The 26,015-nt window shown below is 63.5% G+C and carries 24 protein-coding genes; all 24 read right to left on the reverse strand.

Going from position 1 to position 26,015, the window contains the following annotated elements; all coding sequences use genetic code 11:
* Positions 1-33: 33 nt before the first annotated feature.
* Positions 34-588, reverse strand: coding sequence for an adenine phosphoribosyltransferase (locus NTZ43_04860; GenBank protein MCX5766542.1), 555 nt, complete (start codon positions 586-588; stop codon positions 34-36).
* Positions 585-1,253 carry a protein-L-isoaspartate(D-aspartate) O-methyltransferase gene (locus NTZ43_04865; protein ID MCX5766543.1) on the reverse strand — a complete coding sequence of 223 codons (669 nt, stop codon included), beginning with the start codon at positions 1,251-1,253 and terminating at the stop codon, positions 585-587. The genes NTZ43_04860 and NTZ43_04865 overlap by 4 nt, the downstream gene beginning before the upstream one ends.
* Positions 1,235-1,996: a 5'/3'-nucleotidase SurE gene (surE, locus tag NTZ43_04870; protein MCX5766544.1), complete on the reverse strand. Its 762-nt coding sequence runs from the start codon at positions 1,994-1,996 to the stop codon at positions 1,235-1,237. The genes NTZ43_04865 and surE overlap by 19 nt, the downstream gene beginning before the upstream one ends.
* Entirely contained in the window at positions 1,996-2,367 is a 372-nt protein-coding gene (locus NTZ43_04875) for a MerR family transcriptional regulator (protein MCX5766545.1), read from the reverse strand. The genes surE and NTZ43_04875 overlap by 1 nt, the downstream gene beginning before the upstream one ends.
* The gene (locus NTZ43_04880; protein ID MCX5766546.1) at positions 2,367-3,362 is read right to left on the reverse strand and encodes an NAD(P)-dependent glycerol-3-phosphate dehydrogenase; all 996 of its coding nucleotides are present in this window, start codon (positions 3,360-3,362) and stop codon (positions 2,367-2,369) included. Before NTZ43_04880 ends, NTZ43_04875 begins: the two co-directional genes overlap by 1 nt.
* Entirely contained in the window at positions 3,359-3,991 is a 633-nt protein-coding gene (gene plsY, locus NTZ43_04885) for a glycerol-3-phosphate 1-O-acyltransferase PlsY (GenBank protein ID MCX5766547.1), read from the reverse strand. Before plsY ends, NTZ43_04880 begins: the two co-directional genes overlap by 4 nt.
* Positions 3,991-5,304, reverse strand: coding sequence for a ribosome biogenesis GTPase Der (gene der / locus NTZ43_04890; GenBank protein ID MCX5766548.1), 1,314 nt, complete (start codon positions 5,302-5,304; stop codon positions 3,991-3,993). Before der ends, plsY begins: the two co-directional genes overlap by 1 nt.
* Positions 5,301-6,596 carry a DUF512 domain-containing protein gene (locus tag NTZ43_04895; protein ID MCX5766549.1) on the reverse strand — a complete coding sequence of 432 codons (1,296 nt, stop codon included), beginning with the start codon at positions 6,594-6,596 and terminating at the stop codon, positions 5,301-5,303. Before NTZ43_04895 ends, der begins: the two co-directional genes overlap by 4 nt.
* A 69-nt stretch (positions 6,597-6,665) precedes the next feature.
* The gene (larC, locus tag NTZ43_04900) at positions 6,666-7,829 is read right to left on the reverse strand and encodes a nickel pincer cofactor biosynthesis protein LarC (protein MCX5766550.1); all 1,164 of its coding nucleotides are present in this window, start codon (positions 7,827-7,829) and stop codon (positions 6,666-6,668) included.
* Positions 7,830-7,845: 16 nt separating this feature from the next.
* Positions 7,846-8,991 carry a threonine synthase gene (locus tag NTZ43_04905; GenBank protein MCX5766551.1) on the reverse strand — a complete coding sequence of 382 codons (1,146 nt, stop codon included), beginning with the start codon at positions 8,989-8,991 and terminating at the stop codon, positions 7,846-7,848.
* Positions 8,988-10,964 (reverse strand): excinuclease ABC subunit UvrC, encoded by a 1,977-nt coding sequence (gene uvrC / locus NTZ43_04910; protein ID MCX5766552.1) that lies wholly within the window; start codon positions 10,962-10,964, stop codon positions 8,988-8,990. Before uvrC ends, NTZ43_04905 begins: the two co-directional genes overlap by 4 nt.
* Entirely contained in the window at positions 10,921-12,426 is a 1,506-nt protein-coding gene (gene murJ / locus NTZ43_04915; protein MCX5766553.1) for a murein biosynthesis integral membrane protein MurJ, read from the reverse strand. Before murJ ends, uvrC begins: the two co-directional genes overlap by 44 nt.
* 95 nt (positions 12,427-12,521) lie before the next feature.
* Positions 12,522-14,069, reverse strand: a complete 1,548-nt coding sequence (gene bshC / locus NTZ43_04920) for a bacillithiol biosynthesis BshC (GenBank protein ID MCX5766554.1) — start codon at positions 14,067-14,069, stop codon at positions 12,522-12,524.
* 37 nt (positions 14,070-14,106) lie between these two features.
* Complete coding sequence (locus tag NTZ43_04925) at positions 14,107-14,571, reverse strand: 23S rRNA (pseudouridine(1915)-N(3))-methyltransferase RlmH (GenBank protein ID MCX5766555.1); 465 nt, start codon at positions 14,569-14,571, stop codon at positions 14,107-14,109.
* 15 nt (positions 14,572-14,586) lie between these two features.
* Positions 14,587-15,894: a Glu/Leu/Phe/Val dehydrogenase gene (locus tag NTZ43_04930; protein MCX5766556.1), complete on the reverse strand. Its 1,308-nt coding sequence runs from the start codon at positions 15,892-15,894 to the stop codon at positions 14,587-14,589.
* Between the two features lie 51 nt (positions 15,895-15,945).
* Positions 15,946-16,959, reverse strand: coding sequence for a tetraacyldisaccharide 4'-kinase (lpxK, locus tag NTZ43_04935; GenBank protein ID MCX5766557.1), 1,014 nt, complete (start codon positions 16,957-16,959; stop codon positions 15,946-15,948).
* Positions 16,952-17,650 (reverse strand): lysophospholipid acyltransferase family protein, encoded by a 699-nt coding sequence (locus tag NTZ43_04940; GenBank protein ID MCX5766558.1) that lies wholly within the window; start codon positions 17,648-17,650, stop codon positions 16,952-16,954. The genes lpxK and NTZ43_04940 overlap by 8 nt, the downstream gene beginning before the upstream one ends.
* Positions 17,647-18,753, reverse strand: a complete 1,107-nt coding sequence (gene lpxB / locus NTZ43_04945) for a lipid-A-disaccharide synthase (GenBank protein MCX5766559.1) — start codon at positions 18,751-18,753, stop codon at positions 17,647-17,649. The genes NTZ43_04940 and lpxB overlap by 4 nt, the downstream gene beginning before the upstream one ends.
* A complete protein-coding gene (locus tag NTZ43_04950; protein MCX5766560.1) occupies positions 18,746-19,756 on the reverse strand; it encodes a Gfo/Idh/MocA family oxidoreductase in 1,011 nt (336 codons plus the stop codon). Before NTZ43_04950 ends, lpxB begins: the two co-directional genes overlap by 8 nt.
* Complete coding sequence (gene lpxA, locus NTZ43_04955; protein MCX5766561.1) at positions 19,753-20,529, reverse strand: acyl-ACP--UDP-N-acetylglucosamine O-acyltransferase; 777 nt, start codon at positions 20,527-20,529, stop codon at positions 19,753-19,755. The genes NTZ43_04950 and lpxA overlap by 4 nt, the downstream gene beginning before the upstream one ends.
* Positions 20,526-21,797, reverse strand: a complete 1,272-nt coding sequence (locus NTZ43_04960; GenBank protein ID MCX5766562.1) for a bifunctional UDP-3-O-[3-hydroxymyristoyl] N-acetylglucosamine deacetylase/3-hydroxyacyl-ACP dehydratase — start codon at positions 21,795-21,797, stop codon at positions 20,526-20,528. The genes lpxA and NTZ43_04960 overlap by 4 nt, the downstream gene beginning before the upstream one ends.
* Positions 21,794-22,831, reverse strand: coding sequence for a UDP-3-O-(3-hydroxymyristoyl)glucosamine N-acyltransferase (gene lpxD / locus NTZ43_04965; GenBank protein MCX5766563.1), 1,038 nt, complete (start codon positions 22,829-22,831; stop codon positions 21,794-21,796). Before lpxD ends, NTZ43_04960 begins: the two co-directional genes overlap by 4 nt.
* Before the next feature lie 41 nt (positions 22,832-22,872).
* Positions 22,873-23,535, reverse strand: a complete 663-nt coding sequence (locus NTZ43_04970) for an OmpH family outer membrane protein (protein ID MCX5766564.1) — start codon at positions 23,533-23,535, stop codon at positions 22,873-22,875.
* Positions 23,536-23,547: 12 nt separating this feature from the next.
* Positions 23,548-25,971, reverse strand: coding sequence for an outer membrane protein assembly factor BamA (bamA, locus tag NTZ43_04975; protein MCX5766565.1), 2,424 nt, complete (start codon positions 25,969-25,971; stop codon positions 23,548-23,550).
* Between the last annotated feature and the right edge of the window lie 44 nt (positions 25,972-26,015).

Here is a 26,015-nt window from a genome sequence, read left to right on the forward strand (position 1 = left end):
TAAACCAAAGTTTTATGGCGAGAAAGCACGCTGTCAATACTGCACGACCGATTCAATCTTCCTTCCCGAGAGCGGCTCGCGTCCATTCAGAAACGTGAGTTCAATCAAAAACGCACACCCCTCCACCTGCCCCGCCGCACGCTCCACCAATCGGCAAGTCGCCGCTGCGGTACCGCCGGTGGCCAGCACATCATCCACAATCAACACGCGAGCGCCAGCGCCGAGGGCGTCGGCGTGCATCTCCAGCGTGTCGGTACCGTACTCCAAATCATACGTCTCGCGAATCGTGCGACTCGGCAGTTTGCCTGGCTTACGAACCGGCACAAACGCAACGCCGAGCGCCTGCGCGACCGGTGCACCAAAGATGAAGCCGCGGCTCTCAACCGCCACAACGTGCGTGATACCACTCGCCCGATACGGCGCGGCGAGCGCGGTAATCACCCGCGCAAAAAGCGGCGCGTCAGCCAGCAGCGGCGTGATATCCTTGAAGGTGATCCCCGCCTTTGGAAAATCGGGGACGTCACGCACAGACGCGCGCACGGCTTCGGCGAGGGCGCGACTATCGCTCGTCTGGGCGGTGCGAGTCACGCGCCGTTCTCCGCCCAGCCGTGCTCCCCAACCAACGGCACAAACCGCACCGTACTGAGCACTTCACGGTCAAACCGCACGCCGCGCTTGGTGACCAACACCAGTTGCTGCTCCTCACGCCCACCTACCGGCACGAGCATCCGGCCGCCCTCGGCGAGTTGCTCCACGAGAGGCATCGGCACATCCGGACTCGCCGCGCTCACTAATATGGCATCGTACGGAGCGTAGGCTTTCCAGCCCAGCGTTCCGTCGCCGAGCAAGAGCGACACCTTGGTAACGCCACATTGCGCAATCACATCACGCGCGCGGTCGAGGAGTGGCGCAATGCGTTCCACGCTGAACACCTGCGCGGCCAAATGCGCGAGCAACACAGTCTGATACCCAGAACCGGTGCCAATCTCCAACACCTTCTCCGTGCCTTTGAGTGCGAGGGTCTGCAGATACTTGGCGTGCACCGACGGCTGACTGATAGTCTGCCCGCTGCCAATGGGGAGCGGCGCATCGTCGTAGGCGCGGTGCTGAACGCCCGTAGGCACAAATAAGTGGCGCGGGGTCAGGTCAAAGGCGCGCACGACGCTGATGTCGTGGATCCCTTTCCCTTGCAACTCCTCGATGAGGCGGCGGCGCGCGCCACCAAACTGTCGGGCTACGGGGCCTGCCACCACTGCTCCGCATCGTCCAGGCGTGCCTGGTGGGTGATGTCGAGGTGCAACGGCGTCACGGAAATATATCCTTCACGCACGGCGTGAATGTCCGTCCCCTCGCCTGGCGTCCACGTCACAGAGCCGCCGCCAATCCAGTAGATGGGGCGCCCCCACGGATCCTGCATCTTGGCAATCGAATCGCTGAACACGCGCTGCCCAAGCCGGGTGAGCTTTACGCCTTTAATCTCCGCTGCGGCGACCGGCGGAATGTTCACGTTGAGCAAAGTGCCCGCAGGAAACTTCGCCATCGCGGTGAGATGCTTGAGCAACGCGGCGAGCGGCGCCGCGAGTTGCTCGAGCGGCGAGTTGTCGGCCCGCATCAGGCGGCCAGCATAACTCAACGCAATCGAGGGAATGCCGAGCGCGAGCCCCTCCATCGCGGCGGCCACCGTGCCGGAGTAGAGCACGTCTTCGCCCATGTTCGGGCCATGATTGATTCCGCTCAACACAAAATCCGGCGGCTCGGGCATCAACGCCTGAATCGCGAGCATCACGCAATCCGTGGGCGTGCCATCCACCTGCCAACGGCGGTCGGCGAGTTGTACCGGGCGCAACGGATGATGCAACGTCAGCGCATGACTCGTCGCACTCTGCTCACGGTCAGGTGCCACGACCCACACTTCACCGAGTCCCGCTGCGGCCTGCTCAAGGCAGCTCAGCCCTTTGGCGAGAATGCCGTCGTCGTTACTGCACAGGATGCGCATCAGCCCGCATCTCCTTCGAGAATGGCGAGGATGTCGCGCAGATCCTGCTCCATATGCTGCACCGTTTCGAGTTCGAGTCCCTGGCGAGCGGCGGGCTTGAGCCCCCCGCTCTTCCGAAACTCATCGAGCTTCTGGCGCGCGCCGTCGATGGTGTACTTCTCGGAATACAACAGATGCTTCACCAACTGCACCATTTCGATCTCGCGCCGCTGATACACGCGGTTGCCCGATCGATTCTTGGCAGGACTCAGAAACTTGAACTGACTTTCCCAATAGCGCAGCACATGCGGCTTGAGCTCCGTCATCTCGCACACGTCGCCAATGGAGAAAAACTCCTGCACGGGCTCCGGACGTTCGGCGGGGCGATGCATTAGCGGTCCTCCTCGCCACGGAGGTCACGCGTCATCAGTTCCACGAGCGCACAGCGGGCGGGTTGCTTCTCAAACAGGACGCGGTGCACCGCCGAGACAATCGGCATCTCCACTCCTTCACGCTCGGCGAGTGCCTTGGCGCTTTCGGTGGTCACGACGCCTTCGGCCACCGTCTCACGTCCGGAGAGCACGTCGGCGAGTGTCGCACCGCGACCAATCTCAACGCCCACGCTCCGGTTGCGGCTGAGGGCGCCGGTGCAGGTCAGTACGAGGTCGCCCACGCCCGCCAACCCCGCGAACGTCGTGGGGCGCGCGCCAAGTTTGACGCCGAGTCGCACCATCTCCGCGAGGCCGCGCGTAATAAGCGCGGCGCGTGCATTGAGGCCCAGGTCGAGTCCGTCGGCAATGCCGGTGGCAACAGCCATCACGTTCTTGAGCGCGCCGCCTAACTCCACTCCGACGACGTCGTCCGTGGTGTACACCCGAAAACTTTGTGTACTGCACGCCTGCTGCACGCGCATCGCGGCCTGTTGGTCGAGACTCGCGGCCACGATAGCGGTGGGTTGCCGCCGTGCGACTTCAAACGCAAAGCTCGGCCCGGAGAGCGCCACGACCGAACGACCCGGCAGTTGCTCCGCCACCACGTCGGTCATCAGCGAGAGCCGTTCGCGCTCAATGCCCTTCGTTGCCACCACGAGCGTCGCGTCTTGCGACGTCCACGCCGCCATAGAGGAAGCCACGTCGCGCAGCACATGACTCGGCGTGGCGTAAATCACACACTCCGCTCCGTGCACCGCTTCGGCACGGTCGGTGGTGGCACGGAGCGCCTCATGCAGTTCAATCCCGTGCAGAAAGCGCGGATTCTCGTGCCCGTCGGTGATCGCTTCCGCCACGTCAGGCTCAAAGGCCCAGAGCATGGTGCGATGGCCGTTCTCGCTAAGCAGATTCGCGAGCGCGGTGCCCCACGCGCCCGCACCAATCACGGCACACTTCACGGCGTGGCTCCCGGCGTGCGTGTTTTGCGAATGCTGGACTCTGTCCCTGCCCGCAGCCGACCAATGTTCGCGCGATGAGACCAGTAGATGAACACGGCGAGTGCGACGCTCACCCAGAAAACAGGACCGACGCCCAGATATACCGCGACCACTACGCACAGCACCGGGGCTGCGACCAACGAGCCGAGGGAGACATACCCACTCACGAGCGTCACAATCGTGAAGACGGTGAGCGCCAGCGCGAGCGGCACGGGGGCCGCGGCCGCAAACACACCAGCCGCCGTGGACACCCCCTTGCCGCCTCCCTTCCACAACAGGAAGATCGGCTTCGCGTGCCCCCCAATGGAAAACACCCCGTAGGCAAGTGCCCAGACGGTGACTTCCATTGTCGTGGACGCACCAAGCGCACGCGGCAAAAATGCCACGGGGAGAAAACCTTTGGCCGCGTCAATCGCGAACACGGCCACCGCCGGACCCAAGCCCAGCGCGCGGTACACATTGGTGGCGCCGAGGTTTCCGGAGCCCACCGTACGCAAGTCGATGCCCTTCAATACACGCCCCATCAGGTACGCCGTCGGGAACGATCCCGCGACGTACGCGATGACGAGTCCGAGCACGAGCAAAGACATTACGCCGATTTGCGCCGCATGAGAATGCGCAGCGGATTGCCGGAGAAGCCCCAGAACTCACGGAAGCCGTTATGCAAATAGCGGATATAGTGCTCCGCCACCAGTTCGGGGTGATTGCCAAACACCGCAATCGTTGGCGGGCTGGTTTCCACCTGCGTTGCGTAGTTGAGCTTCACTTCGTTGCCGGCGGCCTGCGGCGGCTGCAAACGGGCCAAGAGCTGCTGCAGCGCGTCGTTCACCTGCGAAGTGGAAATGCGCTTCACACGCTCCTCTTCTACCAAGCGAATGATGTCAAGAATCTTCGTCACGCGTTGTCCCGTGAGCGCGGACGTAAACAAGAACGGCACAAACTTGAAGAACGGCGCCTTCTCGGCGCACTCTTTCTCGAACTTCGCCGCCGACTTGTCGGTCTTTTCTTCTTTGACGTCCCACTTATTGACCACCACAATCAACCCGCGCCCAGCTTCCCAGGCGAGTGCCGCGATCTTGAGATCCTGATTGTGCAGCCCTTCGAGGGCGTCGATCATCAGAATGCAGATGTCGGAGCGATCAATGGCGCGCCGCGTACGCAGCGCCGAGTAGAACTCCACACCGTCGTCCACCTTGGACTGGCGGCGCAAGCCGGCGGTATCGACAAAAATCATCTGGCGGCCGTGATACAAGAACGGCGTGTCGATGGCGTCGCGCGTGGTACCGGCAACATCCGACACCACGAGGCGGTTTTCACCGAGCAAGCGGTTGATGAACGACGACTTGCCCACGTTCGGACGGCCCACGACGGCCACGCGCACATCGGCGGCATTTTCGTCGCTCGCCACCGGCGGCAGGCGCTTGATCAGTTCGTCGAGCAGGTCGCCCGAGTTCTTGCCGTTGATGGCGGACACCGGAATCGGTTCGCCAGCACCCAGTGAGTAGAACTCGTAGTAATCCGTGCTCCGCGGATCGTCGACCTTGTTGGCGACCGCCATCCACGGCTTACCAGAGGCGCGCACCAAGTCGGCCACGCGGGCATCGCTCGGGTGCACGCCCACCTTGGCGTCGAGCACGAGCAGCATCACGTCGGCTTCGGCAATGGCCTGCTTCACCTGACGGCGGATTTCAACGTCCATCGGCACATCGGAATCTTCGCGCAGACCGCCGGTATCGACGAGCCAGAAGGAGCGCCCATTCCACTCGGCGCGCGTGAAGTGACGGTCGCGCGTGGTGCCCGCCTCGTCGCTCACAATGGCGTGGTCGGTGCCCACAATACGGTTGAACAGCGAGGACTTGCCGACATTCGGCCGTCCAATGAGTGCTACGACGGGAAGACTCATCGAGCCCCCGCAGTGGTTGGCGACGACTCGTGCTCGAGTACGTCAATGAAGTCGTACGACGGATAGACTGGCATAGGAAAAGACTCACGCACCGCAGCGAACGATTCTTCGTCGAGGAAGAGACCGTTCTCGTTAATGGACTCGGCGGGGATGAGCGCCAGATCGAGGTCAGCGCGCCCTGCGAGTGCGCGGCGAATATCCGCGCCCACGAGCAATCCCGCTGTCGTAGTAGTAGGTCCGAACAACGAGTTGGTTGTTGGGATTAATTCAAAGATGGCGCCCGTGGCGCCGTGCAGTTGGTCAAGCAACGCCGGCATGAGCGGCGCCATGGAAACGCCGGTCACCACGCCAATGCGCAGCCCGTCGAGACGCGGCAGACGCTCCAAGCCGTCGGCCACACGTTCACGCAGCGCGGTGACCGCGCCCACGCCATTTTCGATCTGCGAGTAGTCACCGTAAAACGACGGCGGCGGCAGTTCGGCGCCGGCCAGCAGATACAGTTCGTCGGAACCTGTGACCCACGTTTCGCCCCGCTCACGCCGCGCCCGCTCGCCCCACCGCTCCGCCACTTCCAGCAGACGGCCGGCGTTCTCCAGGTTCATGGACTCCCCAGAGTACAGGTGCGAGAACTGCGTGAGCCCCACCGGCACTAGCGCCACCGAGAGGCACGACTCGCCGAAGTTGTAGAGATCGGTGAGCGATTGCTCGAGCACCGCCCCGTCATTTAGTTCGGGCACAATCACCATCTGGCCATGAAACTGAATGCCACCGTCCACCAGGCGCTGGAGCTGCGCCATGATGTCGGGCACTCGCGGGTTGTTGAGCAGCTTCTTGCGCGCCTCCCACGGCGTGGCGTGCACCGACACATACAGCGGCGATAACCGGTACTCAAGAATGCGTTCGAAATCACGCTCCTTGAGATTGGAGAGCGTCGCGAAGTTGCCGTACGCAAAGGAGAGGCGGTAATCGTCGTCGCGAATGTAGAGCGGACGGCGCAACCCCTTGGGGAGTCCCTCCACAAAACAGAACTCGCAGCGATTGGCGCAACGGCGAACCGTGGGCGGTTCGAGTTCGACGCCAAGTGATTCCATGTCGGGGCGTTCAATGTCGAACACCACCAACTCACCGTTCGGGAGTTTGGCTTCGATTTCGAGCGCGGTTTCGGCGGTCAGAAACTCCCAATCGAGGAAGTCTTCAAGCGCACGACCGTTGACCGACACCAGTTCGGTGCCGACCTCGATCCCCAGTTCCGAAGCGATGCTTTCGGGCTGTATATGTGCGACTTTGACCATTCACGCAATTTATCAGATCCAGAGGCCGAAAACAATGATTTTTCAGCACTTCCGGCACTTGACAGAGGCCTAAGAAGCCTTTGTTACCGCCTCGAGAATCTCGGCCGTGGAACGCCCCGTTGCGGCGGCCACTCGGCGGATGTCTTCGAACTCGGCTTTCTCCCGTTCGCCGCCCCCTGGGAGCTGCACGGTCTTGAGGGTAACGGGGTGGCCAAACACATCCACCGTGCGCGTTTCGCGTGCCAGCGCTCGGCGCTGCACGAGGCTCCGCCTGACCCCAATGGAGCTACTTTCGCGGAGAAGTAGGTCTTCGAGGCGCTCGGCGTCCGATACGGCACAGAGCACTTCCAGACGGATGCCTGGACGCCCCTTTTTCATCATGGTGTGCATCAAAGTGACATCCAACGCACCAGCCGCGCGCAACGCGTCAGCAGCGGCGGCGACATACTCTCCGGTCATGTCGTCGAGGTCAGCCGCGAGCACCGCCAGCGTCTCCGTGGTGGCACTTGGCACGTCCACGTCGGCGAGGATGATGCGCAACACGTTCGCGCGTCCTTTTGGGTCCTTAGTGCCGGCGCCGTAGCCACTGCGCACCGGTCGGTACGCGGCAGGCGGCGCACCACTCGACAGCACTTTCAGCAACACCGCACCGGTGGGCGTGGTGAGTTCCCCGCTCTCCGGCGGCCCTTGGCGCACGTCCAGCCCTTCGAGCAGCCGCAGCGTGGCCGGCGCCGGCACGGCAAGGCGACCGTGGGCGGCATCTACAAAGCCGTCGCCCAAGGCGATGGAGTTGTGATAGACCTGTGTGACGCCGAGTTGCTCGAGGCCCCAGATGGCGCCCATGATGTCGAGAATCGCATCCACTGCGCCGACTTCATGAAGATGGACGCGCTCCACGGTGGTGCCGTGAATAGCCGCTTCGATATTGGCGACGGCTTCGAAGGCGGCCCGCGCCTTGGCCTTCACACCCTCCGGCGCGGGCGATGCATCGACGATCGCGTGCAAATGCTTGAGGTGACGCCCGTGCGGTTGCGGCGGAATGTCGAAATCCACCTTCCAGCTGGCAATCTCCCCGCGCGTCACCCGCTCTGCACGTACGGTGACACCCTCAAGACCGAGGACGCGCGGCAAGTCCTTGAGCCATTCAACACTAAGGCCAAGGTCGAGCAGCGCGCCCAACGTCATGTCTCCGGCTACGCCGGAGAACGGATCAAAAATCGCGATCTGGTTCATGCACTCCAATCTACCGCTACCAGCGGTAGGATGCGCCTGACCCCGTATTGAACACCACCACCTCGGCGTCGGGGCTCACGAGGCCCGCCTGCACCATCTTTCGCGCCACGTTGAGGCCGCAACCGCCCTCTGGGGCAGCGTCGATGCCGGTGGTAGAGGCAATCAAGAAGGTATCAGCGCGAATTTCTTCTTCGGTGGAGGCCCATGCCCCGCCGGCACTTTCGCGCAGCACCCGCAACGTCATGCGATCACCAAAGGGCCCAGGCACGCGCAGTCCGCTCGCGTGCGTGGAGGGGTTCTCCCACGGCGTGGCTCGGTCTTCACCGGCGGCAAACGCGCGCACGAGGGGCGCGCAGCCCGCAGCCTGGGCCACGACCATCTTGGGTTTCTTGGTGTCGGCGGGGAGCCATCCCCACTCGATCATTTCGGCGAAGGCTTTCCAAATGCCGATCGTCCCTTCGCCGCCGCCGGTGGGATACACGATGGCGTCGGGCAGACGCCAGCCGAGTTGTTCGGCGATTTCGTACCCCATCGTTTTCATCCCTTCCACGCGATATGGCTCGCGCACCGTGGCCACGTTGAAGTAGCCGCTCTCCTTGGCGAAGGCCATCGTGGCTTTGCCTGCGTCACCGATGTGTCCGTCAACGAGCTCGAGTTGCGCGCCGAAGGCGCGAATCGAACCGAGAATCGGCGGCGGTGTGGTGGCCGGAGCATAGACGCGCACCGGCACGCCGGCCGCGGCTGCGTAGGCGGCGAGCGCGATACCAGCATTTCCGGCGGTGGGCACGCAGACCCCCGGAAGCCCCAGCGCCTTCGCACGATTGACTGCCATGCACAGTCCGCGCGCCTTGAAGCTCGCGGTTGGGTTCTGTCCTTCGTCCTTGATGTGCAGCCTGCGCACGCCCACGGCCAACGCGAGATGGGGATGCTCACTGAGTGGCGTCATTCCTTCGCCGAGCGTGACGCGAGTCTCGCCTGGCATCAGCGGCAGCGCGGCGTGGTAGCGCCACATAGAGGCATCGGCGGTGATGCGACTCCGCTCGACGGGCGCCATGCGCACCATCAGCGGCTGACTGCAATCGGGGCACACGGAAGCAAGACGCTCGCCCGGCGCGGTATAGGTGCAAGCGGAGCAATACAGGGACCACATGGTGTCTGTCATTCGGGGCTCGAGGGTGAATCAGGAGTCTGTGGCGGAGCCGTCGTCGGTGAAGACGGAACGGCCGTAGGATCGTTCTGCTTCAAAGTTTCCAGTACTTTCTCTGCCGCTTTACTCGACCAGCCAGGCAACGCCGCAATCGCTTCCACGCTCGCCGAGCGCACCCCCTGAATACTGCCGAACGCCGTGAGTAAGGCGCGACGTTTGACCGGCCCTACGCCAGGGATCTTGAGCAACTCCGACGTGACGGTACGCATCGTCCTGCGTTTTCGATTGTACGTAACCGCCGTCCGATGCGCTTCGTCGCGCGCCTGCTGCAGAAGCCGGAGCGCTGGTGACCGACGCGACAGCCGCAGCGATTCCGCCTTACCTACCATAAAGACTTCTTCATCTCGTTTGGCCAGCGACACGAGCGGCAACTTCTCGAGCCCGAGTGCAGCCAGCGCTTCGGCCGCGGAACTCAACTGCCCTTTGCCACCGTCCACGACCACTAGGTCAGGGAGCGGCTTCTTTTCGTCGAGTCGCCGGCGGAAATAGCGCCCCACCACCTCACGCATCGAGGCAAAGTCATCTGGGCCGAGCGCTTCATCCACACTCAGTACGCGCATCGTGCGGTACTCGCTGCGACGCGGTCTACCGTTCTCGAACCAGACGACCGACCCCACGGAGTCTTTGCCCTGCGCCGTGGAGTTGTCAAAGCAGACCAGCGAGCGCGGTATCTTCTGCAGCCCCAGCTCCCGCCCGAGTTCGTACACAGGGTCCGCGGCGCGCTCGTCGGCTTCGAGACCGGCAAGCTTGAACTCCTCGAGCAAGTGGCGTGCGTTCTGTTCGGCGAGGTCGAGGAGCTCGCGCCGAGGGCCGCGCTGAGGCAGCACCACGTTCGTCCCGGGGAGCGACGCGGCAAAGAGCTCGCGATCTGGAAACTCAAACGGGAGCAGCAGTTCGGTGGCCCGCTCGGAAGCCGCGAGATAACTGGCCACGAGATAGGCGCCGAGCACACGGGTGTCGGGCTCCTCCTCAATGTGTTCAAGAAAGCGATGCTCGCGCCCGAGCAGCCGTCCGCCGCGAATGCGCAGGAGCGCCACGCAGGCGTCCTCGCCGTCGCGCGCGTATCCCACCACGTCGCGATCGCCCCCTTCTACATTGAGCATCACCGTGGGCTCTTCCATCTGCGTGAGATGGGTGAGCGCATCTCGCATCTCGGCGGCGCGCTCATAATCCATGGCGTCCGATGCTTCGGCCATGCGCGCGCGCACGCGACGCACCACTTCGTCGGTGCGCCCTTCCAGGAAGCACACCACCTCGTCAATCATCGCGCCGTAATCGGCCTGCGACTGGGCGCCAACGCAGGGCCCTTTGCACCGCTTGATATAGAAATCGAGACAGGCGCGCTCGGGCATTTCGCGCGGCATATCAAAGCGACACGACCGTACCGTAAAGATTCGCTTCACGACATTGAGCGCTTTGCGCATCGCGCCCACATCCGTGTACGGCCCAAAGTAGCGCGCGCCATCGTCGACGAGGCGTCGCGTTACAAAGACTCGCGGATACGGTTCCTGCAACGTGACCTTCACGTACGGGTATGACTTATCGTCGCGCAGCACAATGTTGTACTGCGGACGGTGTTCCTTAATCAGATTGTATTCGAGAATCAGCGCGTGCGTCTCGCTCGGCACCACGATGGTGTCGAGGTCGGTCACGCGCTGCATCAGCATACGCGTTTTGGGACTCATGCCGGCATCGTCAGCCAAATACGACCGCACGCGTTGGCGCAGCTTGTTCGCCTTCCCCACATACAGCACGGTGCCGTCGTCGCTCTTCCAGAGATAGACGCCGGGCGTCTCCGGCAGTTGCGCAACCTTCGCGTGCAGGAGTTCGCTCATCTGGCGCGTCGGCGTGTCGAGATGGCGATCCACAGGCGCGTCGTTCTGCTCAGGCACGACCCAGCAACCGGCGAAGGCGTCCGGCGAAGGCACGCGCCTCCTCAATCCCGATCATCGCCGTGGCACCGAAGTACACGGCGCCGTACAGCGGGAGCGCAACGACGCCCAGCACCACGGGACGCTCGGTGCCGAGCCAGAGCTTTACGCCAAACGCGAAGAGTGCGGCCAGAGCCGCAGCAGCCCAGAGGCGCGCGATGTACGCAGCGTCTACTCCAGTGGCCCCAATGCGCCGCGAGAGCGATCGACGGAGCAGAAAGAACTCGACCCACGCCGCCACGCCCGCAGAGGCGGTGAGCCCGGCCACGCCCCACTTTGCGTCGATGCCAAGCCAGCCAGGCAGACGCAGTGCCGCGATCACGCCGAGCACCACCGTGATGGCCACGCGCAATGTGGCGTACCGCAGCGGCGTTCGCGTATCGCGCAACGCATACCACGTGGAGGCATAGAGTCGCCCGAGCGTTCCCGCGAGCAATCCCACAGCGGAGCCGGCGAGTCCGCTCCACAACCAGACCGTTTCGGTGCGCCCAAGCTTGCCCGTTTGATAGATCGCGCCGCCCACAATGTCACCAAGCGCAAGGAATGCCACCGCGCTCGGCACCACATAAAAGGCAATGCGATGCAGGCCGTCGTGCAGCCGTTGCCGCAGCACGCGCGACACCTCGGCGTCATCCCCGAGCGTGCCGGACATCGCGGGTAACTCCGCGGCCGACACGGACATCCCGAACAACGACACGGGCAGAATGGCGATCACCTGCACGTAGCCGAGCATCGCCACTGCGCCGACGCCAAGGAACGACGCGATGATCTGATCGGCGTACGACGAGATCTGCACGACGCCTCGACCCAAAAACACGGGCCAGAAATTGCGCAACACCGTGCGCACCTGCGGGTCACCGGTGGCGAGGCCTACACGGAGCCGACGCTCCACGCGCAACACCGTAGGCATTTGCACCGCCACTTGCAGCGCGCTACCCGCGACCGAAGCCCACGCCAACCAGGTGGCGAGTTGGGCTGGGCCCGCGAGAGTGGCGGAGAGCGCAGGACCACGCCAGAGCAGCACGCCAATCATCACTAGATTCATTGCCACCGGCGACGCGTACGACAAGAAGAAGCGTCGATGCGAATTCAAAATGCCGAGCGCCCAGGCCGACAGCACGAGCAGCCCAACGCCTGGGAACGCAATCTGCACGAGCGTGATGGTGAGCTCGCGTTGTTCGCCCGTAAAGCCGGGCGCGATCAACGGAATCAGGGCATACGGCGTGAGCACGATGCCCACGAGCACAAGGACGGCGCTCGTCAGTACAAGCAAAGATCCAATGGCGCCGGCGACACGCCCACTCTCGCGTTCGTCCCCCTCTGCCAGCAGTCGCGCGTACACGGGGATAAACGACGCCGACAACACCCCTTCGCCAAACAAGTTTTGCAGAAAGTTTGGCACACGGAAGGCGGCGGTGAGCGCGTCAGCAGCGAGGCCCACGCCGAGATAGTGTCCCATCAGCCGATTGCGCACCAAACCAAAGATGCGGCTGAGCAGAATTCCCGCGGCAACGAGCGCCGCGCCACCGCCACGTTGCCGTGGCGCTGGATGGCTCACTTGACTCCGAAAATGGCGTTCGCGTGCTGCGCGGCGCCCGCCTTGAGTTGCGCGAGAAGCGAATCCCCGTGCCGCGCCAGCAATGGCACAAAGTTGAGCCGCCGTTCCTGCCGTTCGCCGTCGGGCACTAACGCCGCGCGCACCGAGGCGAGGTCGCGTACCGCTTCCGCTTCCTGCCGCGTGGCAGCGGAGCGGAGCCGACGCTCAATACGCTCGATGCGATGGCGGAACTGTTTGCGCGAGCCCTCGAGCACTTCGTCCGGCACGAGTCGGCGGCCCTGCTGCGAAGCCATGAGTGCATCCATGCGCACCTCAAGCGTATCGCGCAGTTCGGCCAATGAATCGCGAATCGCGGCGGGCATCGCGCGTTCCCCAATGCGTCGTTCGGCCTCGTGCGGCGCCCGCACGTCATCGTACACCATCCCAAGCCGCCCGAGCATTCGATCCACCGACGGCTCAATGACCGTCGCAGACCACCGCGGCACGACGAGCGGCATTGGGGTCCCCATCGCCTCGGCCACGGCTCCGACCTGCGCGAAATACGCGACTTCGCCGGGGCCACCAACATACGCGATGCTCGGCATCAAACATCGCTCGACGACGGGCCGGAGCAACACGGTCGGCGAGAGCACGAGCTCGTCACGCAACGCGGCATCACCCGCCTGCGAGAGTGGCACGCGCTCTTTGATCCCGATGGTGCTGCGAAACACCGCTGAAAGTTTTGGCACGCGCGCCACTTGCGCGCGATACCCCGCGCGCTCAATCGACACCATGCGGAGCGCCACGGCTTCGTCAATCGCGGATGCCCGATTGAGAGCGAGCCCCAACGTACTGCGCGCCGCCGAGCGTACCGCTGGGTGCCACGCGTCGAGCACGGCGATCCCCAGCGGCTCAAGAACCGATCGCATGAACGACACGTACGCACCGCCAATCGTGGCGTCTGGGTGATAGGCGCGCTGCAGCGCCGCCAATACCGAACCCTGCGGAGACGACCCGGTCGCGTCGAGGAGCGCCGCGAGTTGCTCATGCACGGCGCCGAGCGGCATTTGCGACATCACCAAACCATCCGGCCCCTCGCGAGGGATCGCGATGCGTCGACACTCGGTGCCAATATTCACATGCGTAAAGCTTGCTTCTTGAAAATCGGCATCGTCCGTAGCGGCCCAAAACAACGGCGCAGCCGGGATGCCGATTTCACGTTCAATCTTGTCGGCCAACGCAAGAGCGGAGAGCGCCTTGAGCCAGGTGTAGCCGGGACCGCCGAACAATCCCGGCTGCTGCCCCGTGGTCACGAGCACGCCATGCCCCGACGCGACTCGCTCCAGTCGTTCCGCTGCCGCACCGCTCGGCGTAATGGCCGGCCGCAGCGAATCCATCCAGCGTGCCCCCGGAAACGCACTGCGCACGACTTCCGCGTGACTCCGCCATCCATCAGCGCCACGCGGACGCGGCAGGAACCACCCTGGCGGCGTCGTACCGTCCACAGCAGCGCGCGCGAGCGCGCTTCCGCCTATGGGCTCGGCAAGAATTCGAGGATTACTCACGACCGAGACTCCACCGGCATCCGTCTGGCCTCTCCAATCATTTGTGGTACGGTTCGCGCCGCACGATGGTGCCGGCCCGATAGAGTTGTTCCGCCAACACCAACCGCGCCAGCTCGTGCGGCAACGTCCAGGGCGCCAAAAGGAGACGACTCTGTGCGCGACTGAGCACAGCACTCGAGAGTCCGTATGCGCCGCCAATTACAAACGCCACATCCCGCCCCAACTCGCGCTCCGATTGTAACCACGTACTGAACAGTTCGGACGACTGCCCGGTGCCACCGGGGTCACACGCCACCACGCGCGCGACGGACGGAATCACCTTGAGCAACCGCTCCCCTTCCCGCTCACGCACAAGGTCCGCAGAAACCGATTTGGCCGGCTCCTCACGGACCTCATGCCACTCGAGCGGCCAATAGCGGGCCGCCCGTTCCTCGTAGTCACTGATCGCCGCGGCCAGCGCCGGGTTGCGCGGTTTACCGACCGCGGCGACCAGAACCTTCATCGACAGCCGCGCATGTTACGCGTAGATCCCGCGCAGACGATGCACGGTGGCCACGCGGCTAATCGACAGCATATACGCGGCCGTCCGCATGTTCACCTTGTGTTGCTTCGACAGGTTGAGCACCGCGGCGAACGAGTTCACCATGATGTCCTCAAGGCGCTCGTTGACGACCTTCTCCGTCCAGAAGTAGCCGCCACGATCCTGCACCCACTCAAAATACGAGACCGTCACACCACCCGCGTTCGCGAGAATGTCGGGAATCACGAAGATCCCCTTCTCATCAAGGATGGAATCGGCCGCGGCCGTCGTCGGCCCGTTGGCGCCTTCGCAAATCACCTTGGCGCGAATCTGCGCGGCATTCTTGGTCGTGATCACGTTCTCGAGGGCCGCCGGGAGCAGCACATCCACTTCAAGGGTCAGGATCTCTTCGTTGGTGACCGCGGTGCCCTTGTTGTAGCCCACAAGCGTCTTGTTCTTTTTGACATACTCGATGGCTCCATCCACATCGATGCCCTTGGGATCGTGCCAGCCACCGGTGCGATCGCTGATCGCCACAATCTTGCACCCTTCGCGCTGCAACAGCTGTGCGCCCACGGAGCCCACATTGCCAAACCCCTGCACGGCAACCGTGGCGCCCTTCACGTCCATACCAAGGTGCTTGAGCGCGTCACGAGTCACGAGCATGCAGCCGCGTCCTGTGGCCTCGCGACGTCCCAACGAGCCGCCCATCTCCACGGGCTTGCCCGTGACGACGGCGGTGACCGTGTGGCCAACGCGCATCGAGTACGTGTCCATGATCCACGCCATCACGCGTTCGTTCGTGTTCACGTCCGGCGCGGGCACGTCGGAATCGGGACCAAGGGTGGCGATGATGCTGGCGGTATAGCGACGCGTCAGACGCTCGAGCTCACCGACGCTCATCTTGAGCGGGTCGCAAACCACGCCGCCCTTGGCGCCACCGAAGGGAATGTTCACCACGGCGCACTTCCACGTCATCCACGCGGCCAGCGCGGTCACTTCGTCGAGCGTGACGTTCAGGTCAAAGCGGATGCCGCCCTTGGCGGGACCGCGGGACGTGTTGTACAACACGCGAATGCCCTGAAACACTTCGACTTCCCCGTTGTCCATCATCACGGGGATCGAGGTAATGATCTGCTTTTCGGGGTGCCGGAGCACCTTGTAGAGGCCGGGCTCAAGATCAAGGAGTTCCGCAGCTCGGTCGAAGCGCGACATCATCCCTTCAAAGGGATTCACTTCGTTGAGGAAGGTGTCCTTGTCCGGGCGGACAATGCTATTGGTCGGCAGTAGAAAGTCGGGTGCCATAATACCAGTCGTTGGGCCGGCGCCTGGCCGGCGTGGTCGTGCCTGCGCGCATCATCGGGAGGCAAACCGGGAAAACAGTGCGTCGAACGCCTCACCCCCGGCCTCCACGACGACACGCTGAGAAAGATACCACAGGGACGGCGCGTGGCGAGGCCAGATTCGGCCAATTTTCACGGCGTCTTTCAGCGTGCAAATTACCCTCGTCGCCCCCTCAGCCCGGCTGAGGATGGCGACGACATCCTCAGCCGTAAAACGATGATGGTCCGCATACGACAAACTGGTTACGAGCGCCCCTGCGGTCCGTAATTGCGATTCAAACGCCCGTGGGTCGCCAATGGCCGACACCGCGACGACGCTGGTATTCCGAATGCTCTCCACCGGGGCCCGCTGGCTCCCGTCGGCCGCGACCAGGGCATCGGGTGCCAGATAGACGATGGCTCCCGCCGCCTTGGGCGCAAATCGTAAGGCGTGCGCCAAGAGCTCCTTGGCACGAAGCCGCGAGGCGCTTTTCCGCGTGACCACCACATACTGCGCTCGGCTCAGCGCGGTCAACGGCTCGCGCCACGGGCCCGCTGGCAACGGCCGTACCGGCCCGAACCGATCGGCGGACAGCAGCACGATGTCGGCCTCGCGCTGCGCCCGGCGATGCTGAAACGCGTCGTCCAGTACCGCCACCGTCGCCCCGCCCTTCGCCGCTTGATTGACCCCCGCCACACGATCTGGACTCACGACCACGGGCACTCCACCATTCAGCCGCTCGTGGACCAAGGGCTCGTCGCCACCGTACCCGCGCATCACAATCGCGGGCTTGGCGCCACGCGAGCGCAACTCGGCCACCACCCACGCCGAGACCGGCGTCTTCCCAGTGCCCCCGACCGTGAGGTTACCAATTGAGATGGTCGGAAGCGCCACGGGGTAGCTGCGGAGCCACTGTTTGTCGAACGCGAGGTTGCGGAGCGCGACCACGCCCCCAAAGAGCCATCCAACGGGCGTCAGCACCGCACGCGCGAGCCGCGCCGGCACTGCACCGGAACTCCAGATGTGATCGGCCACCGCTTCAAGCACGCGCCTGATCCTCAGTCGTGCGGAGCAGCGCTGCAAACCGCTCGGTTTCTTCGGCGGCCGCACGGGCAGAATCACCGAACACCTCGGTGGGTTCGCCGAACGCCACAGACAACCGCGCAAAGGGCTTGGGGACAATGAACCGGTCCCAACTGTTCAGCCGCCAGGCGCGGTCCACCTGCACCGCCATCGTGACCACCGGAACGCCAGCCCGCTGTGCGGCCACGAGTGCACCCGCCTGAAACACACCGGCAGGGCCACGCGGGCCATCGGGCGTCAATACAACGGTACGCCCCTCCTTCAACTCACTGATCAGCCCCAACAGCGCCCGTCCGCCACCACGCGTGGTGGAGCCACGCACCGAGGCGTATCCCATCGAGCGCAAAATGCGCGCAATCACTTCCCCGTCGCGATGTTCGCTAATGAGCACCGAAATACCGGTACGGCGGAGCACGTGCGCCAACGGCAAGAGTTGTCCGTGCCAGAGCACAAACACGAATGGCTTCTTGGCGGCGAACCGCGCCTTCCACGGCGCGTCACCACGCGCGCGCACGCGCCAGGTGAGCGACAACAACCGCAGAAACACAATCCCAAGCGGCACGCCAATGCTCACCTTCCAACCAAACTTCGGGTTGGGAGCTTTCGCACGTGGCCGCCCCGCACCGAGGGTTCCGTCTTCTGCGTTCGCGCTCACGGCACCATCTCCGCCGCCATCTGCGCCACACGCGCCGATGCGCCGGGAGCGCCCAATGACGCGCGCACCGCATCGAGGCCCGCGAGCATGGCGACTCGCTCCGGCGACGCCGCCTCAAACAACGGTGACAATGCGGCGGCCACACGCGACGGCTCAAAGGCATCCTGCACAAACTCCGGCGCCACTTCTCTGCCGGCGACAATATTGAGCAGGCCGATGTGTTTGATCTTCACCAGACGTTTGGCAATCGCGTAACTCACCGCGCTCGTGCGGTACACAATCGCACACGGACAGCCAGCCACGGCGGCCTCGAGTGTCGTCGTCCCACTCTTGCACAGCGCCACATCGGCAGCGCGGAGTACATCAAACGACGCCGACGCCACCATCGGGTACGGAATGCGCGACGCATCGAGGGTGATGGTCGGCGCGACACTCACCACCACCTTCAACCCAGGCCGCAGCGCCTCAAGTGCGCGCGCCACCGAGAGAAAATCGTCGAGATGTCGAAGAATCTCCTGCGGACGGCTTCCTGGGAACAGCGCCAGCAGTTCACCCTCAGGCGAGAGACCAAGCTTCGCTCGCGCGGCCGCACGATCCGGAAGATTCCCGCTGCGGTCTAATAGCGGATGTCCCACAAACGTCGCATCCACACCGTGGCGACGGAGCAACGCCTCCTCAAACGGCAAGATGACGGCGGCCTTGGTGATCACGCGCGCCATCGTGGCGAGTCGCCCCTCGCGCCACGCCCACACCTGCGGCGTGATGTAATACAGCACAGGAACGCCCGCGTCACGCGCCGCCGCCGCGACACGCATGTTGAAGCCCGGATAATCAATCAGAATCACGAGCGCAACATGACCCGCTCGGAGGCGCTCTTTTATCCTCTGGAGCAACCGATAATGAGCGGGAATGTGCCGGAGCACCTCCACAAAGCCCACCACCCCCTCTACCTGCTCGAGCAGTTCCACACCGGCCGCGGCCATGCGCGTGCCACCGGTGCCGGTGAGCGTCAGCTCTGGCCGCAATACGCGCAACTGTTCCGCGAGCTTCGCGCCGTGCAGGTCGCCCGACGCTTCCCCCGCGAGAATCAGGATTTCACGCACGGGCGGGTCCGCCCGCACGCAACGCGGCGGCGGCAGGGAGCGACAGTTCGATGTCGCGCATGATGCGCAGCGCCACGGCCAACGCTTCGCGCCCGGCCTCGCCCGTCACCGCTACCGGCGCCTCGCCGCGCAGTGCCGCCGCGAAGCTCTCCAGCTCGAGTCGAAGGGGCTCGCCCTCTGGCGCTTCAAGGGGCACCCGCTCGACAAACGCTTCCAACGGCTGCGCGGTGCGCGCGAGCTCAACCAAATCCACATCCGACCGCAACCGATACAACTCACCGGTCCCAGCGCCAAGATCCAACGAGAGATAGCCGTTCCGCTGGAAGATGCGCAGCTTGCGCATGCGATCCTTCGACACGCGACTCGCCGTAATCGTCGCCACGGCCCCGTTCTCAAACGTGAGGCGCGCGTTCGCAATGTCCGGGAAGGGCGTCAGTACGGGAATTCCCGTGGCCGACATGTCCTTCACCTTCGCACCGGTCAGCGTCAGGAGCAGATCGATGTCGTGAATCATCAGATCGAGCACCACCGCCACGTCCGATCCGCGCGGGCTAAACGGCGCCAAACGATCACTGTCGAGAAACATCGGCTGATCGACGTACGGCAACGCGGCGCGGATCGCGCGGTTGAACCGCTCAATGTGCCCGATCTGCACCAGCACTCCATGCTGCTTGGCGAGCGCCACGAGTTCGTCCGCCTGCTCGAGCGTGGTCGTGATCGGCTTCTCAATCAGCACGTGCTTGCCGGCCAAGATCGCCGCTTTCGCCACCGCATGATGCGCCGGCGTCGGGACGACCACGGAAACCGCGTCAACCTCCGCGAGCATCGCGTCGAGCGTTGGGTACGCCGTGAGTCCGAGTTCCTCTGCCACCTTCGCCGCTCGCTCGGCGTTCGCATCGTAAAAGCCCTTCATCACCATACCGGGCACGTCCCGCAGGATACGCGCGTGATGAAACCCCAGGCTTCCCGTGCCGGCCACGCCCACGGCGAAGGTCTTGGTCATACCGTGGTGCCTCGGCCGCTCGTCTCAATAAAGCTGATGAGGTCCTGCACTTCGGGAGACGGCTTGAGTTCCTGGCGCGCCTGCTCCAGCGCCTGACTCACATTGAGGTCAGACCGGAAAAACATCCGATAGGCCTTTTTGAGTTCGGACACCGTCTCGTCGCTGAACCCGCGACGTTGCAGCCCGACGCTGTTCAAGCCATACAGTTTGATCGGATTGCCCACGGCCTTCACGAACGGCGGCACATCCTTCGCGACGCGTGAACAACCACCAATGAAAGAATGGCGTCCAACTTTGGCAAACTGGTGAATCGCGCACAATCCAGAAATGATCGCCCAATCGTCAATGGTCACGTGTCCGGCCAACTGCGTACCGTTGGACATGATCACGTGATTCCCCACGTGACAGTCGTGCGCGAGATGCACATACGACATGATGTAGCAATGCTCGCCCACCGTGGTCTTCCACGACTGCGACGTGGCCCGGTTGATGGTCGAATATTCGCGGATCGTCGTGTGATTGCCGATCTCAACAAACGTTTCCTCGCCCTGCCACTTGAGATCCTGCGGCTTGCCGCCGAGCACGGTGCCGATTCCCACAGTCACGTGCTGGCCGATCGTGACGTTCTCTTCAAGCACGGAGTGCGGCTGCAGCACGCTGCCGCTGCCTACGGTGCAGTTCGGGCCCACAATAACCCACGGGCCAACCACGGCATCGTCCGCGATCGTCGCGCTCGCATCCACGAGCGCCGTCGGATGAATGTTCGCGCTCACTTGTCGCGCACCATGGCGGCCATTTCGGCCTCGCAGACGACGACGCCATCTACTTTCGCCACCCCGGCAATCCGGCAGACCTTCCCGCGCGATTGCACCATCTCCACCTCGAACCGAAGCTGATCGCCAGGACGCACAGGACGGCGGAACCGCACATTGTCGAGCGACATAAAGTACACCACCTTGCTGTCGGGATCTTCAACGGTGCCCATCAGCAACATCCCGCCGACCTGCGCCATCGCTTCCACAATCAGCACGCCTGGCATAATGGGATGGCCAGGAAAGTGCCCCTGAAAGAACGGCTCATTGATGGTGACATTTTTGATCCCCACGATCCGCTTGTTCGCTTCGACCTCGAGAATCCGGTCGACCAGCAAAAACGGATAGCGATGGGGCAGGATCTTCATGATTTCTTCAATGCCGATCACCTGCGCCTCCCGTTGAGCGTGCGCGAGGAGCTCGCGCACAAGGGTAACAGTACCGCGATGACTGGGTTTGGTCGCAACAATGCGCGCCAGCACCCGCTTGCCGGCCAGCGCGAGGTCGCCCACACAGTCGAGTGCTTTGTGACGCACAAACTCGTCCGGCCAGCGTAACGACGTGCCCACCACGCCGTGGTCGTCGAGCACCACGGCATTGTCCGTGGACGCACCTTGAATCAGCCCGCGCGAGCGTAGCATCTCAACTTCACGCATAAAGCCGAAGGTACGGGCCGCCGCCAATTCGTTCGCGAACGAATCCGCGGTAACCACCCACCGTCCGCGCTGAGCGCCAACAAGGGCATGGGGAAATTCGATACTGACGTCGAGTTCCAGTTGCTCGGCAGGATGCGCCACGTACACGGAGTCGCCATCCACCACGCGAATCGTTTCGCGCAGCCGCAGGACCTCCACCGTGCCACCATGCTCTACGATCTCAGCGCGCGTGAGCGCCTCAAAAAATGGCAGCGCGCTGCCGTCGAGAATCGGCGGTTCGGCGGCATCCATTTCGATGATGATATCGTCGATGCCCAACCCAGCCACCGCCGCCAACGCGTGCTCCACCGTGTGGAGCCCCTCATCGCCCTCACCGAGCTGCGTGCGCCGCTCACTCAGAATGGCGCGCGACACGTGCGCGGGAGTTTCCGGTGCACCAGCGAGATCGGTGCGACGAAACACAATGCCACGCCCCGTCTCTGCTGGCACGAAGGTCAAGCGACAGGGACGCCCTAAATGCAGACCGACGCCCTCGAGCGTCACGGCGTGCCGGATCGTCCGACGCGCGGTCACTCGCGCTCCTTGCCGAGGAGGCGTTCCAGCGGCTTGATCATCGCCGCGAGTCGCCCCAGTGCGGCCTGCGCTCGCAGGAACTCGCGATGCGGACGCGCCGGGAATCCGCTGAGCGTCTCACCGGCCGGCACATCACGAATCGCGCCAGCTTGCGCCGCAAGGCGCGCGCCCGACCCAACCTTCAAATGCCCGCCGACACCAGACTGACCAGCAAAGATGACGCCGTCCCCAATATGCGTGCTTCCCGCCACGCCCACCTGCCCCATGATCAAACACAAACGTCCAATCCGGACGTTATGCGCAATGTGCACCAGATTATCGAACTTCGTCCCGTCGCCAATGACCGTGTCGTCGATGCTGCCGCGATCGATCGAACAGTTCGCCCCAATCTCGACGTCATTCCCAATCACGCAGCGGCCGACGTGCGGAATTTTCTGGTGCACGCCTTCGCGATACACATAGCCGAACCCGTCGCTGCCGAGTCGCGTGCCGCTGTGAATGGCCGAGCGGTCGCCAATGATCGTGCGGTCGTAGACCGTCACGTGCGGATACAGATGGGTGTCTGCACCGATGCGAGCGCCGTTCCCCACCACCACGAGCGACCCAATCCACGCGCGGTCGCCGAGCACGACATCGTCCCCAATCACGGCATAGGCGTCCACACGCACATCCGTCCCCAACCGTGCCGACGGCGAAATCACCGCCGTGGCATGCACGCCCGGCGCATGCTCCGCCACGGCATACAGACGTGGCAACATGGCAAGCATCGCCTCATGCGGATTGGCCACGATCACGCGCGCCGCACACTGCCCGGGGAGTTCCGCGAGTTCGGGCGATACCAGCACCACCCCGGCATTCGACGCCGCAAACGACGGCGCATACTTGGCCGCCGCAAAGAAACTCAGGTCGTTCGAGGTCGCACGGTCCAGCGATGCCACCGCATGAATTTCCGCCCGCGCGTCACCCACCAACGTGCCACTGACCGCCTCGGCGATTGCCGCGGCGGTCAGCACAGGAGGTGACCCGGTGGTCATACGGTGGGGGACCGCGTCGAGACCGGAGCGATCCGGGCGGCTTACTCGCCGGCCGGCTTCTTCGGCGGCGCGCCAGCGGCCGGCGGCTTCACGCCCGTCGGCGCAGACATCGGAGCGCCAACGGTCGGCTTCTTGTCGGCCGGCTTGCTACCGTCTCCCTTCGCCATCGTCGGAATCGGCAGCGTGCGCAACTTGGCGCTCACCCGATCGGAGATGTCGAGGTTCTTGTCCGCGGCCACAATACCGGCTCCACCCGACGCCACGTCAAAGATGAACGTGTAGCCACCCTCCACGCGCAGATCTTCGAGCACGAGCTTGATCTGGTCGAGCAGCGGCTGCACGAGCTCCGACTGACGGCGCTGCATGCGCTCCTCAAACTCCTGCTGCTTGGTCTGCATCGCGGCCTGGCCGTCCTGCAGTTCCTTGACCTTCACTTCCTTCTGCTTGTCGGTCAGCGTCGGCCCCGACTTCTGGAACGCGGCGTACTTGGCCATGAGCTCATCGTTCATCTTCTTGACCGAGTCCTGCAGCACCGTGACTTCTTTCTGCAGCTGCGAATCAATCGGCGCACGCCCAGGAGCGGTCGCCATGATCTGCGAACTGTTCACGTAGGCGAACTTGGGCGCGGCGCTCTGAGCGGCCAACGGCGCAGCAACAAGGGTAAGTAACGAGACGGCGCCGAGCGCCCGGACGAACAAAGACATTGATGCTCCGGTTTAGTAGAAGAACTGGCCGAGACGGAAATGCAACTGCCACTTGGGATCGGGTTTGCCACTCGCGTCAACGCGGTCGAAGCCATACGCCCAGTCGAGTCCCAGCGGACCCAGGGGCGAGATGACCGACGCGCCGATGCCTGCACCCCGGAAGAGCCGCGTGGGATTGAAGTCCCGCGGACGCAGCCAGAGGTTGCCGGCGTCATAGAAGAAGCTGGCGTAGAACTGTTCGCTGAACCGCAAACCCACTTCGGCATTCGCCGAGAAGAAGGTGTTGCCGAACGACAATCGCGTCGCGGATGTCGTACTCGTCCCGCCGTTGAATCCGTACGGGGTAATCGAGAACTCGGGATATCCACGCAACGGCTCGCCGTACTGCACGCCGCCAAGCGAGAACGACTGCGACGAGAAGAACGGTCCGGGATTTCCAAACACAAAGCCGGCCCGCTGCGAAATGCCCGCCACCAGCTTGATCGGCTGCGTGCCAGGTTTGTCACCGCCGAACCGCGCGAGCGTGGTGTAGGTCTTGAACTCCGTGGTGTAGCGCTGGAACGACGCAGTGCCGCCGAGCGGGCCGCCGTTGAACTGCGCGTTAAAGCTCTGCAGCATGCCGTCGGTGGGGAACGGAATTTCAATGCGCGTATCGCGCGAAATGTCCACGCCGACCGTCGAGCGAATACACCCAGCGCACTGGTTGGTCGTCACCGACCCAAGAAGGCCATCGGTGCCATAGCGAATGGCCTCAGCGCCGTACGACACGCCAACGCGGGCGTAGCGGGACTTCATAAAGGGGAACGCGAAGCGCAACGAACCGCCGGTCCGCGTGGTTTGCCCGAGGTCCGCAATGGTGTAGCGCGACTGCGAGCGATACGCCGAGAGCGTGCCCGAGATCAGCGACTGCTTGATGGCCGGATCGGTGTACGACAGCTGGAAATCATTGATGTACCGGCCGTACTGCCAGTTCAGCGATCCACGCTTGCACTTGCCGAACAGATTGGGCTGATCAAGACCAATGAACCCACCGAGCCCCGTGCCCTGCCCCATCGAGGCGCCGAAGTTCACGTTACCGGTGCGCTTCTCTTTGACCTTAAAAATGACATCCACGTCGCCCTGATCATTGGCTTGGCGCGTCTCGGGAGGCGGCAGCGTCTCAAAAAATCCGAGATTCTGAATGCTGCGCCAGCTCCGAATGAGCGCGTCCTGATTGAACACGCCGCCGGGGATAATCACCATTTGATCGCGAATGCAGTTTTCGTGCGTGTAATCGTTGCCGATGATTTCGATGCGGTTCACGATCGCCGGCGAACCTTCTTGCACGTCCCATCGGAGGTTGACCACGTCGCCCGTCGCCGAGTGCTGACGGTCGACAATCGGGCGCACCTGCGCGTAGATGTAGCCCTCGGTGCCGTACGCCTGGCGCACCTTGGAGGTCGCGTCTTCCCACACCGATTGGTCAAACACGTTCATCACGGCCGACTTACGCGCCACCAGCGCCTTCACGCGTTCCTGCAGCGTGGGCGCCGTGTTGTTGAACGGGAAAAACCGGCCAATTTCCTGGCTCGAGAACCGCTTACTACCGGTCACCTCGAACGAGCCAACCTTGTACTGCTTGCCTTCCGTCAACGTGAGATCGACGAGCCCCTTTCCGCGCTCGCGGTCCACAATGATGGTGTCCTTGAGGAGCTGAAAATCGATGTAGCCTTTGTTGAAATACAGCGACGGAATGGTGTCGCCCACATCTCGCGCATAGGCTTCCTGATCGAAGCGACCACCCTGCCAGAAAAAGAAACCTTCGGGCTTGGTTTTCATCGACTTGGCGATGGTCTTGGCCGGCACTGCCGAGTTGCCGTGCACCTGAATGCCGGAAATCGCGAGGCGTCGGCCTTCGTCCACTTTGAACATCACCGTCGCGTGATTGTCCGCGACGAACGTGGTCTCGGGCCGGATACGCACCAGCGTAAAACCGGCGCCCTGGTAAATCGAGTCAATGCGCTGCACGGAGCGCGCAACCTGCGAAGGATCGATGGCGCGGCCAATGAGGAGATCCACCACACCGCGCACATCACCGATCGACACGGCCTTCGGGCCCGTCACGTCGACAAAGTCGAGGATCGGGCGCTCGTTGACTTGGATCGTATACACTGCCATTCCAGTCGCACCAGGCGTCACCGCACAGGAAATGGCGATGTTCGCCTCGAACTGGCCACCGGCAAAAAGATTCTTGATCGCACGCTGCACCGCCGGTGCGTTCAACGGCACCTTGGGGCTCAGCCCGGCGTCCAACAAAATCGTCGTGGCGGGGATGCGCTTATTCCCAGACACGGCAATCGAGTCTGGGGTGGCACATCGACCCACAACGTCTTCTTGGGCAACGAGCGGTGTAACCACCATCGCCATGGCGAGGGCAGCCAGCGTGAGTTTCTGCATAGCTTGAAAATATAACACGGAAGAGGGCCGAAAGGGGATGTAAC

The organism is Gemmatimonadota bacterium (assembly GCA_026387915.1).
Taxonomy (GTDB): domain Bacteria; phylum Gemmatimonadota; class Gemmatimonadetes; order Gemmatimonadales; family Gemmatimonadaceae; genus Fen-1231.